We start from the raw sequence: 12,290 nt of genomic DNA, 5'->3' as shown, positions 1-12,290 counted from the left end.
AAGGGGGCGGCGGGACTGATGTACTTATTGCATCTCAAAAAGTGGCCCGTGTTGCGCTCGGTCGGGAGGTTCTCGGCTAATCCTCACCCCCTGCTCAAGCTAATTCGAGGGTCGTGATAAAAGCCTGGTTTTGTGGGGGCTGGGCTTTCCTGGTGCTCTAAGTCTGCTAAACTATCGCTGGCCTCTTTAGGCCCCTGCGCCCGTAGCTCAGCGGATAGAGCAGCCGCCTTCTAAGCGGTAGGTCGGGGGTTCGAATCCTCCCGGGCGCGCCAGCACTAGGACGGAAAAACTACGAAACCGATTCTGCACCACCTGCAGCGGGTTCGTGGCGCTGGCCAGCTTACGCATGTCGTTGGCTTGCGTATTTTCTGCCATATGCCTCCTGCGCTCAGGCTGAAAGGCTTTTGGCAGAAAATCAAGGCCAAGCCAGACGGCTAACCCAGCCGCACGAACACCCGGCCTTGCTGGGCCCGTTTGACCACCCCGGCAACATCCCGGTCTAAGTCTTTGATGCCGTACTCCGGCGGCAGGCCCTCCTCGGGCCGGGCCAGGGCCCGCACCCCTTCCCCCAGCTCGGGGAACATATCAGCTACCGCCTGCACCTCGCGGGGCTCGGTAACCCGAAAGGTGATTAGGTGGCTGGCTTGGCGGCGCACGCCGGGCTCGATGCCTCCCGTGGCCCCCTGGAGCATCTGGGTGATGAAGATGGCCGAGTGTCCATATTCACGGCCCCCGGTCAGCACCTCGAAAAGACCCTTGGGGGTCTGGCCCCGGGGGAAGAAGTGGTGGGCCTCATCCACCACCAAGAGCACATCCCGCAAACCCATGATGGCCTGGCCCAGGTTGTCTAGGAAGGGCCGGGGGTCGTAGCCGGTGACCTGGAAGATCACCCGGCGATGTTGCCGCAGGGCGGGGGTGGGGTCGCCGTCCTCGCGCACGGTGTAGCGCCCCTCGGCCAGCTCGGCGAACTCGCGCTTGCGGTTGACGATGACCAGGTGGCGGTAGCGCCCCTCCATGCGGCGGATGATTTGTCGGGCCAGGGTGCTCTTCCCCGAACCCGACTTGCCCACGATGAGGATGCGGAAGGTTTGTCTACCGGCCATCAGACTTCGGCTTCATCGTAAATTACCCGCAAGTGCCCTAAAAGGTGAATCAGGCTGGTCAGCAGCGCTTGTTGTACCTTCTCGCGCTTTTCTGGGGGAAGGGTTTTAGCTTTGCGGTAAAGGGCTTTGAAAGTTTCCATCTCTTCCAACAGCTCTTCCCAATAGGCCGGCGGAATATCCATCAACCCTTCAGTCGTTTTTTCAGCCGGGCCAGCTCTTGTTGCCATGTGCGAATCTCCCTTTTCCATTTTGCCACAAGTTTGAGATCGGGAAAGGCTTTTTTCATTTCTTGCTTGATTTTGTTTTGGTGGATGGATACTTGATCTGCTATCCCCGCTATTCTTTTGCGAATCTGTTTGTTATTTCTGGCCATAGGCTTGCCACAGCTCCCACCCCGCCCATGCGGCCAGGCCGAAAGCCACCAGGGCTTGCAGGCTTTCGCACTTGGGGCAGCCCTGGCCGTCGCGCAGGTTTTTGAGCCGCCCCAAACCCAGGTAGAGGCCCCCAGCCAGCACAGCCAGCGGAAACAGCTCACGCGACATTCGCGTCAACCTCCCAGCGTTTGGGCCAGGCTATCCGGCCCACCTGGGCCTGCTTCTGCAGGAAAGCCCAGGGATCCGTGTAGTGTTCCAGCAACCGGGTTCGGTCGTGCCCGGGCCAGTCGTCCCACCGCTCGGGCCGCTTCTTGAGGATGTCAAATGTGGAGGCAAAGGGTGATCGGCTGGGGCTGGACTTATTTGATGCAGCAGGGCTATGAAGGGCCGGGGGCTGGTGGAAAAGCCTGAAGGGCAGGGGGCTTTCTCCCCGAGATTGGATTGAGCGCCCTGGTGCTGCTGGTCAAGCCCCTCCCTCTGGACGCGGAGGTGACGCTTCGCTTCCTCGAGGCTGGGTAGGCCCGCCTTGAGGTCCGCTTTGCCTTGATTTAGGCAGTAGCAGGGCAACTTCCTTGCCTCTGGCAGGGGAGGCATTGTGCCCACAGGCCCACATCGGTTTCACCGCGATCTCACTTCGCCAGGTGCTCTTCCACCTTCTCCAGTAGCGGTAACTCCACCCCTGGGCTTAGAGCAGGGCCTCTTGGAAAAGGGTGAAGGCTTACCCACGTAGTGCGGCTCAACCCGCTGCGGAGTTTGACCCTGCCACCACGGCGTCTGAGAATTCCACGGATCCCAAAGCCCTCAAAACCGGCCATCGCTCAGACCAACGAACCACCCAGGCCCAAGCCCTGCCGCCACCATCTCTCAGGCCACCCCACCGGCGCCAGGGTAAAAGACCGGGTTTCGGTAAACAGGCACACCTCGATTCGCAAAGGCACCTGTGCTGCCTGCGCCACCAAACGGCCCTCGGGTTCGGTGGTTAGGGTTTCCTCTTTGACGAGGCGCTCCCCAAAGAAGACTCGAGCCCGCACCTCGAGGCCCGGGGGGTGGGTGCGGACAAAAACCCCTTTAGGCGACGCCCAATGCTCTAGGCGTGGCCTCACCTCTACGGGCAAGACCGCTATCCTCCGCCATTCGTCTCCCCGACCATCGACCCTGATCTCAACGACAACTTCATCTTCGGGTATAGAGGCCTCTGTAACCTCTGATGCGAGTTCCTCCGGAGAATGCTTCGCTTCTCCTTTGGAAGCAAGTAGGAAGCGTAGGGGATGTTGAACCAGGTCAAACCCGATAGGGCGCACTTCCAGGGGCTCGTCAAACCTCCACGGCGAGTGGGAGAAGCGCACGGCAAAAGCTTTGTGATGCAGGCGGAATCGTATAGCTTCCCCTTCCTCAAAGGAAACCTCGAGCTCCTCGGGAATGGGCTCTCCCTCTGGCGTAAGCCGCGGTACCCAGGAAAAGCGCTTGAAGCGCCCGTCTTCCAACGTTACCTTACCGTAAACCTTCCAACCCTCCAGTATCGGCTCTCGGCTGAGCGCGGGCCGGATCTCCTCAAGCCCCGGAGAGGATTTCAGGCATTCGATCCTCACCTGCTTGTGTCGGAAACGGGCGCCGGTGCTCCTGGAGGGCGACTTCTCTCCCTTAAGCTTCCGATAAAGGTCTTCCAGGGCCTGGCCGGAGCGGTTGAAGAGCAGCCGCACGGGGTTGGGCTCCCCTAGGTAGATGCCGCTTTGCTCGAGGAACTCAAGCACCGCTCCTTCATTGCATAAATCCGGCGCCTGGTCATCTTCCTCCAGCAGAACTTCCATTGCTTCCCGGAGCCTGCGGAACACCCGCTCGTAGGGATGGGCCGCCACGGGAAGCTCCCCGGTCTGATAAAAGGTCAGGAAGGAATCCTTGAGCGCCTTGAGGCGCAGGGCTTTGAAGTGGAAGATCGCGTCCAGGCTGCCGATGAAATCCCGCTTGCCGCCCTGGTGCGTCCTGAGGTGAGGTCTGGTCTCGAGGTGCCCCTGCAAAGCTTCCCAAAGGCGGTCGTACTCACCTGGCGTGGGGAGCTGGCGTCCCTCGATCCCCAGGTCTTTCAAGAAATTTGGCCAGAAGGCCTGGTCGTTCTCCGGCACCTCCCGGTAGAGGAAATAGCCCCGCAGGTAGCCGAGGAGGACTCGAGCAGGAATCAGCTCCCGATCCTGAGAGCAGATAGGTGTCAGCAGATTCTCCCACCGCTCGCCCCGCCACACCTGGCGCATGAGGGGCTTTACCCCCTCGAAATCCTCCTGGGCCACACGAGCTTGGGCTACCCCTCCTTGTTCCACCGCCCTGTCCAGGTTCAGCGCGTGCAGCCACAGATCAGCCATCCCGCACCCCCTCCAGCCAGGCCAGAAGGGCCCACTCCAGTACCAGGCCGGTGCGCACCCGGCGCCAGTCCACCGCTGCGCCGCCGAGAGCCTGGGATAGGGTCTCTTCCCGCTCAGCCCAGATCGCTTTGAACTAGGACTCTAGCTTGTTCCCATGCAACTGGGAGGCTTCTTCGATCAGGGTCTGATCCCAAAGCTTGATTTGCTCTCCCAGGTAGCGAAAAAAACCCTCCCCTAACGGAGGTTGCGAGAGCGCCTCCAGCCGCTTTTGGGTTTGCCCCAGCTGGTTTTGGGTATGTAACAGGGTTTGTTCACACCCACTATGGGCTTCTCGCATCCCTTCGAGGGTAGCTCGCAGGGCTTCTAGCTCACGCCTGCATTGCTCGCGGATTTGGTTCCCCTGTTCCGTAAGCTCTCTCTTCAGCTTTGTGATTTCCTCGTCCTTTTTTTCCAGGAGTTCTTTCAGTTCCCTCTTCTCCTCTTCCCAGCGCCGCTTGTCCTCCAACCATTTCTGCTCAAACTGCTTCTGTATCTCGCTGCAGTCCATCACTCCTCCACCAATCGGGGCGAAACAAGGCACTCTCCTTGCTGAAGCAGGGTCTCTAAGCGAAAGGCATGGGTTCTCAGCCAACGCGCAAGGGGAAGGTTGGCCAGATCAAGCAGTAGCTGCTCCAGCCCCACAAGCACCATCCCCTCTGGTTCGCCCAGGAGCAGCTCACGGTTGCTGTGGTAGAGGGCGGGGTGGTTCTCCCCCTTGAGGAGGGCCTGGTATCCCTCGATAAGGGCGATCACCCGCTCTTCTGCCTTATCTCCGAAGCTGGGGTAGTCCAGCACCAAAACGCGAAACAGGGCCTCCGGCGGAAAGGGCTCGGGAAGGGCTTCCTTGAAGCGGTTGAGCTGGGCGAGTTGGGCCTCGAGGTGCTCCTTTTGCACCTGGATGGCTTCCAGTTCACGTACCCTGGCCTCGAGAGCGCCCTCTTGCTCCTCGTACTCCCGAAGCCGCCCTTGCAACCCCTTTTTTTCTTCCTGCAGAGCGGCATTCTCTTTGCGTAGATTTTCGAGCTCCCTTCCGAGCTGCTCGAGTTCCTCCCCAAGACGCTTGAGGTCTTTACGCAAGTGCGCCGCTTCCTCCAGGGCCCTTCCCTTGACGCGCTCGGCTTCCTGCCCGGCCTTTTGTTCCCTTTCCAGCCTGATCCTGAGCTTTTCGGCTTCATCGGCCTTTTTCTGAAACTTCTTTTCGCACTCCCGCAGTCTGCGCAACAGGCTTTGATCCTCGGCCACTGGCGCCATCGGCTCCTCGGTAAGTTCTGCCGATGGAAGCTCCAAAGCCACCTCACCAGCACCCGTTTCTTGGGTTGAACCCCCTGCTGCTGGCTTGGCCACGCTCACAGGAGCGGCAAGCAGTTCCTCGCGGCTTAAGGGAAGGGACTCCAGAGTCTTTTTCAGGGAGGCCACGGAACCCTTGGCCTCAGCTGGAAGGCCGAGAGCCTTTCTCACCACCTTCTCCAGGGTCTCCTCAGGCTCCAACATCCGCCACCTCCCGCTTCAGCCTGCGCCCGTGGCGAGCGCGGCCCCGCTCGGTAAGTCCGTAGAGCGGTACACCGTCGTATCGGTCTTTCTCCTCAAGGTACCGCTCCCTGAGCGCGGCATCAAACGCACGCTCCAGCTCCTTTGGCTTGAAGAAAGACAGGTGCCCAAAGAAGCGATTGTCTGTGTATTTACGGCTTAGCGATCCGCTTTGGCCCCTATCCCTGCCCCTAAGGGCCATCAGGGTGCTGGTCTTACCCAAGTACATGTACCGCCCTTCCTTTGGCCAGGCGTTTTCCTCAGCCCAGGCGAAGAAGGCCAGCAACGTATCCAGGGGACGGTAGGCCCTCTCAAGCTCCTCCGTCTCCAGCCCCTCTAAAGCTTCCCAGGGACCAGCATCCTTGGTGCAGATGTCACAGACCCCGCAGCTACCTGGGGACTCCCCCAGGTGCTTGAGGAGGACCTGAGCGCGGCACCGCCCGTTTTCGGCGTAAGCCTGCACCCTGCTAAGGCGCTCCTTGGACTGAGTCCTTAACTTTTCCTGCTCCTCGTGCCAGTCAAAGTAGCCGTCCTTCGGACGACCGCCCACCTGAATGCGGAGCAGGGGCTCTCGGTAGTGGTAGAGGTGGATTTTCCGCTCCCGGAAGAGCTGATAAAGCTTCCGATCCAGCTCCAGGGCTTCCCCCGGGGAAATGCGGGAGAAGTCCAGCTCGTCCCCTCGCTCGCTACCCTTGTAACCGGCCTTGTAAAGCGTGGCTAGGGCTTCCTGCGTCAGGTGCTCTCTTAAGACGTCCCTAGACTCCAGCAGGAGGGCCTTGCCCAGCGGAAAGTCATATTCCAGAATTCCAGCGCGCTCGAGGCCGGAGAGGGTGCGCTCGAGATTCTCCAGACCCACTTCCCGCCGAGGGGGTGCGGCAGCCTCTTCCTCCTCTTCGTCCTCCTCGGACAGGTCTTCCTCCACCTCTCCTTCATCGGGCTCTTCGTAGATTTCCCGGTAAATCTCTTGGCGGTAGCCAACAAGAGTCCCTTTATTCTCCAAGAGGCGGATGAGCCGCCGGGCGAACTCCCCATAGGCTTGCCCACCGTGGCCCACCCCCACCATCCACTCCAGAAAGCCCCAGTCCGACCTGGTATGCAGGAGCAGGCAGTAAGCCTCTTTTCCGTCCCGCCCCGCGCGTCCAGACTGCTGAATGTACTCCTCCAGGCTGCGCGGTGGCCGCCAGTGGACCACCAGGCGGATGTTCGCCTTATCGATGCCCATGCCGAAGGCGGTGGTGGCCACCATGACCCGGGTCTCGCCGGAGGTGAAGCGCTCCTGGGCCTCACGGCGGGGAACCGGGCCCAGCCCAGCATGGTAGGCCTCGACCTCCAGGTTGGGGAAAAGGCGGCCCAGGGCCCAGGCCAGCCGCTCGGCCTCGGCGCGGGTGGCGGTGTAAACGATGGCGCTGCCTCCCTCCCCATACTCCGTGAGCCAATGAAGGGCTTTGGCCAGGACCTGGAACTTGCCCACTTCCCCCTGCGCCTTCCTCACCACGAAGCGGAGGTTGGGGCGGTGGAAGCTCTCGGGCTTGATCCGCTGGAAGGCTTCCAGTTTGGCGGCCTTCTTCAACCGCTCCAGATCCTTCGGGGTCAGGGTGGCGGTGAAGAAGCTCTTGGGGACCCCCTCCAGGGCCTCCAGCTTCTCCAGGGCTTTGAGGTAGTCCGGTCGGAAGTCGAAGCCCCACTCCACCAAGCAGTGGGCCTCATCAAAGACCACCCGCCGGAGCCTGCCCCTGGCGTGCTCATCTTGGATCAGCCTCCACAAGTCGCCGCTCCGGTTGACCCGCTCGGGGCTCACGTAAAGAAGCTGTACCCGACCCGCCCTGACCTCATCCAGCACACTCCTCTGCTCCCCCGATCCCATCAGCGAGTGCACCGCACCCACCGGCAAGCCCAGTTCCAGGAGGCGGTCGGCCTGGTCCTTCATCAGGGCTACCAGGGGTGAGATCACCAAGGTCAGGCCCTCCTGCATAAGGGCGGGAATCTGGAAGGCCAGGCTCTTGCCGAGGCCGGTGGGCAGCAAGGCCACCAGGTTCTGGCCGTCTAAAGCAGCCTGGATGGCCTCGGCCTGTTTGCGCCAGCGCTCCTCATCCACCTCCAGCTCGAAGACTTTTTCCGCGATGCGGCGGGCTTTTCCCAGAGGCTCGAGGTCCGATCGCAGGATCTCCTTGAGCTGGCGCAGGGCTTCGTCTTCCAGCTCGCCCTGGGGGAACTGGGCTCGGTCAATTCCCAAAATCTCCGCGAGCCGGTCGTAAAGGCTCTTCCTATTCTCGGGGAAGTGCCGATGAACGCCCGGCGGCAAGGCGCGATAGAAAGCCTCCTGGTAGGCGGCATTGAGTAGCTTCTTGTCCCAGAGCACAAAGGCCCCGTCCCCTACCCGCTCACGCCGGTCGCGGATCAACCGACCAAAGGCCTGGGCAAAGGAGAGGGCGGCCTTGGGTAAGTAGTAGTCCCACCACTTATCCAATCCCTGCTCGTAGGCCCGCTCCATACGCCTGCTCAGAAGCAGCGAGGGCAAGGGAAAGGGGATGCGTTCCAGGTTCACCAGCTTCAAAGCCGGGAAGTCCACCCCTTCCATATAGCTTCGCGATCCCAAAGCGGCAACCGGAGCCTCGGGGTTCTGCTTGATGTGGCTGGCTATGTCTTCCCGCTCCTTGCGGGTGAGGGGGGCCAGGAGGTGAGGGTGATCCCTCAGGGCGTTCTTGGCGTCCTCCAGGCGCACGAGGCTGGTGAAGAGGGAAAGGCTGCGGTGGGCTTTGGGTAAGATTTCCCTCAGCTCTTCGTGAAGCATGCGCTGGAAGCGGGACAAGGTGCTCTCACGGGCCTCCGGGAGGTGGCGCGGCACCAGCAGGTGGGCTTTGTCGTAGGGAAGGGAGGGGGGCAGCCGCCGGTGTCTGGCTTCTTCAAGACCCAAAAGACGCTTGATATGACCGAAGCCCTCCGCATCTTTCTCGGTAGGCACGCTCAAGGTGGCGCTGGTAAGGATGACGCCCTTAAAGCGGGGCCATAGCCCCTCCTTAAGGGCCTGCGCGACGTCTATGGGCTGGGCCAGGTGACGCCAGCTATCCGTTAGGGGATCCCACTCCGAGAGATGAAGCAGGTTGGGGTCGGCCTCCTCCGACGCAAGCCCCAGAGCTCGGCGGCGCTCGAAGAGGAGATCCAGCGCCTCTTGCAGGTACTCTCGGATGGGCTCGAGATCGCGGACTAGGCGGTCATTGCGGATCTCCTTGAGTGCCTCCTTTAGCTTCTTTAGCGCTTCAATCAGCACCCCCTCTTCCCGGTTGATGTAGGGCCACTCCTCAAACTGCTTCCAGCGTTCACTGAGCCCCAGGGTCAGGCTGTAGCGGGGATCCCCGGAGGCACGGTTTTTGATGAGCTTGACCAAGTAAAGGGAGTAGTTTTGCAACGCATCGCGCAACCTGGGGAGGAGCTGATCTACCACCTCCTTGACCTTGCTCCGCTCTTCCTCCGAGAGGTCCTTTAACCGCTCATCATCCTTGAGAAGACCGCGGTTTTTGCTGGGGTGGGCCAGGTGGTTGAGCCGGTGGGTGAACTCCTCATGGTCCAGCGCCAAAGTGAGGGCTTCGGTGGCGACGTCCTCGAGGTGATGGGCTTCGTCCAGCACCAGATAGACTTCCTCTGCGGTTTCTTCTTTGTCTTTTTCTTGCCGCAAAAAATTGGCCAGGAGGTAGGCCTGGTTGGTTACCAGAATCTGGGCGTCCTTACGCCGACCAAGCTGCTTTTGAAAGGCGCAGCTATGAAAAAAGGGGCAGTCAGCACGACAGCGGAGGGGATTGGTGCCTACTCGCTCCCTCGCCTCACGGAAGCCTCTGGAATAGTGCCAGTAGCCAGGGAGGGCCTCGAGGTCATGCCCTCCTAGGGCCGCGTAGTGCAACAAGAGCCCCACCGTAGCCCGCAGCTCTTCGTCCTCTTCCTTCCTGGCTTCCAAGAAGAGCTCGAGGAGAGCCTCGGGGCAGAGGGTGTCGCGGGGGCTCTTGACCAGGGCTGCTTTGACCTCGTAGCCCTTCTCGCCCACCCCCTTAAGCTCCTGCAGAGCTTGGGCCTGGAGCACCTTAGTGTGGGTGGCCACCCAGGTTCTCTTCCCGCTGTGCAAAGCAGGGTAGAGGTAGCCCTTGGTCTTGCCGGTGCCGGTAGGGGCTTCCAGGAGCAGCTTTTGCCCTTCCCGTAAAGCCCCCTCCACCGCCTGGAACATCTGCTCCTGGGCTTCCCGGCGGGTGGGCAGCAGGTCGGCACCCAGCGCCGAAGGATGGGGTAAGGGCCAGCCCTCGTAGCAAACCCTCTCCACTCGGGCGGGCGTGGCCAACAAATCCTTAACCTGAGCCTGGCCTGAGGTGCTGGGAAACAGGGTGCCCTCCACAAGACCCAGTTCTTTCCAGGCTCGAGCCACCCCATCCGGCAATTTTTGCAGCATCAGTCCTGCCAAAACCCTCCAGGTAGCCTCCACGTCGGCCCCGGCCCGGTGGGCGCTGGTTAACTCCTCACCGGTAAGGTATCGGTGGAGATCGCCCAGCCGGTAACCGGAAAGCCCTTCGGGTGGGGTGGGGAAGACCAGCTGGGCCAGGCGCAAGGTGTCCAGGGCCGCGCCCCTGTAGGTAGGAAGGCCGGTTTTTTCCAGGCTCCGGTTCAAAAGGGGCAGGTCGTAGCGCAGCAGGTTGTGACCGATGAGCAAACGACCCCCAACGAAGTTCTGCAGTTCCTTGAGGGCCCTCTCCGGCGGCACTTTCTCCCGCTCGTACTCGTCAAAGGCGATGCCAGTAAACCGGAAAGCCTCGTGGTCGACCTCGAGCGGCTCCTCGGTGGATACAAAGCGGTGAAAGAACCTACCCTCTGCGTCCTGGGCAGCAATTTCCAGAATCTCGGCCTTCTTTGGGTCTGGGGAGGTGGCCTCGAGGTCCAGGACCACCCAGTCGCCTAGGGCGCTCGGCAGATGTCCACCTTCAAGCATCCTTCCCTCACTCATTCCTTGGGCCCGAACTCGTACTTACCGGTGAAGGGGTTGAATTGAATTTCCCAGTCCTCCGGCACCTGCTCGTAGCGGCTTGTATAGGGATTCCACTTGTCTACCAGTCGACTACCCTTCTTGCTGTAGCGGCCCGTGTAGGGAGAGTGGCTGATTTCGTTTGGCTCGCCAAGCTCATAGTTCCCTTCGTACTCGTTGTACACGGGCTCCTGGTCTTCCTCAGCGTACTCGTAGCGCTGGGTGAATGGGTTGTACTTGATAGGCATTCTGGTCTCCCTTGGAATTTTTTAGCACCCCACGACTCGTCCGCTGGTGCAAATAAACCAAGCCGACGTAAAAACAGCGCTCTCAGGTCCTTCCCCTCAATCCAGACCATAAAAAGGCCCATTCTCGTGGCTGCTCGAGCCACCACAGCGCGCAACAGTTCGGGGTGTGGGCTACCCGATACGGAACTTCCCAGTAGCCTGCTGGTTCTTCTTTGGAAATGGGCGGCCTCTTGACGAGATCCTCTCCTGGATTCGTCGCCCCTTGCTCTGGGTTGAGTGAACCTCCATGTCTATCCCGGCCATCCGGGCTGGCCTCGAGCCTTGCCGATGCAGGTGGTTCAGGGCAATCCGGGGAGACGATAGCCCAGGTTTACTGGCTCGCCAGGCTGGCAGTGGGCTTTATCACCCGGCTTATCCCCCGCTTAGCGGGTTGGGCGAGGCAGCGTGGGAGGCGTTTCCCGGAACCACGGAGGTAAAGGGCCTCGAGCGGGAAAACCTTACCTTTTCGCCTTCAGATGTGTCCATATGCATCCTTAGGCCTGTCTGGTACGCAGTGGGGGCGCATCCTATCTGCTCAGTCTTGCCAGACAACGTGTTGTGCGAAGAGGGGTGCCTAAAATCCCCTAGGGGGTTGCCTGCTGAGGCAGCCGGCGCTTCCCGCAGAGCTCGATATTTTCTTCAAGGGGCAAAGGGGGTTCGCGCCGAGTGGGGCTGGGTCAGGCGGGTTTAGATGCGCAACCACCATGGGTGTGCAGCGAAAGCCCCGTAAACTAGTGCGGCGAGGCCTTGTGGACAGCATTGGCCCTGCGCTGGCTTAGGTAGGCCCCGAGGTGCCTTTGAAAGGCCTCCATCAGGACCTTGGCCCAGGGCCCTACCTGGCCGTTGCCCACCGGCCGGTCTTCAATTTGGGTGATGGGCATAACCTGCCGGGTGGCCCCGGTCAGGATGACCTCGTCGGCGTAGTAGAGCTCCTCTAAGGTGAAGGGCCGCTCTTCTATGGGCAGTAGAGGGCGGGCCACTTCCAAGAGGTGTTTGCGGGTAATGCCGGGCAGCACTTCCTCTTTGGCGGTGACCAGCACGCCGTTTTTGACCAGCAGCAAGCTGCTGCGGCCTCCCTCGAACACCCAGCGGCCATCGTGGTAGACCACTTCGGTGGCCCCTTCGGCCCGCGCCCGTTTGGCAAGCCGCACCGCCACCAAATAGTCGGTGGTCTTGGCCTCGGGCAGCTCGCGCCGGTTCTGGTGGAGGATGATTTTCCCACCCTTTTCATAGAGCTGGGGGGGAGGTGGATTGACGGGGATGGGCGTGATGATGAGGTTGGGCCGTCCAGGGGTGAAGGCGTCCTCCGAGTAACCCCCGGTGAGGAGCATCTGGATGCCCCCTTCGGAAATCTGGTTGCGGCCTATGAGCTCGAGCACCACCCGGGCCAGCTCCTCCGGGCCATGCGGGGGTTCTAGCTCTAGGAGCGCTGCCGAGCGGGCAAAGCGGTCTAGGTGGTCCTCTAGGAAGACCGGGATTCCCTCCAGAACGCGCAAGAACTCAAAAACAGCGTAGCCCCGCCGGAGCCCTAGGTCGGAGATGTGCAGGGTAGCCTGGGCGTGTTCCAGGATGGTCCCGTTAATGTAAGCGTACTTCACAGCCCTCCA

The 12,290-nt window shown here is 61.1% G+C and carries 9 protein-coding genes and 1 tRNA gene; 1 reads left to right on the top strand and 9 read right to left on the bottom strand.

Annotation, left to right across the window (positions count from 1 at the left end; translation table 11 throughout):
* Positions 1-196 precede the first annotated feature (196 nt).
* A tRNA-Arg gene (locus tag Mlute_RS04800) sits at positions 197-272 on the top strand.
* A gap of 162 nt (positions 273-434) precedes the next feature.
* Here the strand turns inward: Mlute_RS04800 and Mlute_RS04795 are convergent.
* The 9 genes from Mlute_RS04795 to Mlute_RS04755 form a co-directional block, all read right to left on the bottom strand.
* Positions 435-1,103, bottom strand: coding sequence for an ATP-binding protein (locus tag Mlute_RS04795; RefSeq protein ID WP_119359611.1), 669 nt, complete (start codon positions 1,101-1,103; stop codon positions 435-437).
* On the bottom strand, positions 1,103-1,351 hold the full coding sequence (locus tag Mlute_RS04790) for a hypothetical protein (RefSeq protein WP_147371035.1): 249 nt from the start codon (positions 1,349-1,351) through the stop codon (positions 1,103-1,105). The genes Mlute_RS04795 and Mlute_RS04790 overlap by 1 nt, the downstream gene beginning before the upstream one ends.
* 111 nt (positions 1,352-1,462) lie before the next feature.
* Positions 1,463-1,645 (bottom strand): hypothetical protein, encoded by a 183-nt coding sequence (locus Mlute_RS04785; RefSeq protein WP_119359609.1) that lies wholly within the window; start codon positions 1,643-1,645, stop codon positions 1,463-1,465.
* Positions 1,646-2,295: 650 nt separating this feature from the next.
* Entirely contained in the window at positions 2,296-3,831 is a 1,536-nt protein-coding gene (locus Mlute_RS04780; protein WP_119359608.1) for a transcription antiterminator BglG, read from the bottom strand.
* A 133-nt stretch (positions 3,832-3,964) separates the two neighbouring features.
* Complete coding sequence (locus Mlute_RS04775; RefSeq protein ID WP_245958845.1) at positions 3,965-4,378, bottom strand: hypothetical protein; 414 nt, start codon at positions 4,376-4,378, stop codon at positions 3,965-3,967.
* Entirely contained in the window at positions 4,378-5,121 is a 744-nt protein-coding gene (locus tag Mlute_RS04770) for a hypothetical protein (protein WP_245958844.1), read from the bottom strand. The genes Mlute_RS04775 and Mlute_RS04770 overlap by 1 nt, the downstream gene beginning before the upstream one ends.
* 226 nt (positions 5,122-5,347) lie before the next feature.
* A complete protein-coding gene (locus Mlute_RS04765; RefSeq protein ID WP_119359606.1) occupies positions 5,348-10,363 on the bottom strand; it encodes a RecQ family ATP-dependent DNA helicase in 5,016 nt (1,671 codons plus the stop codon).
* Between the two features lie 11 nt (positions 10,364-10,374).
* Entirely contained in the window at positions 10,375-10,644 is a 270-nt protein-coding gene (locus Mlute_RS04760; protein ID WP_119359605.1) for a hypothetical protein, read from the bottom strand.
* A 770-nt stretch (positions 10,645-11,414) separates the two neighbouring features.
* Positions 11,415-12,281: an aminotransferase class IV gene (locus Mlute_RS04755; protein WP_119359604.1), complete on the bottom strand. Its 867-nt coding sequence runs from the start codon at positions 12,279-12,281 to the stop codon at positions 11,415-11,417.
* Positions 12,282-12,290: the final 9 nt, after the last annotated feature.

Origin of the sequence: Meiothermus luteus, from assembly GCF_003574085.1 — a bacterium.
Classification (GTDB): domain Bacteria; phylum Deinococcota; class Deinococci; order Deinococcales; family Thermaceae; genus Meiothermus; species Meiothermus luteus.
The sequence above is the reverse complement of the archived record's forward strand: the minus strand, read 5'-3'. Positions and strand labels throughout refer to the sequence as shown.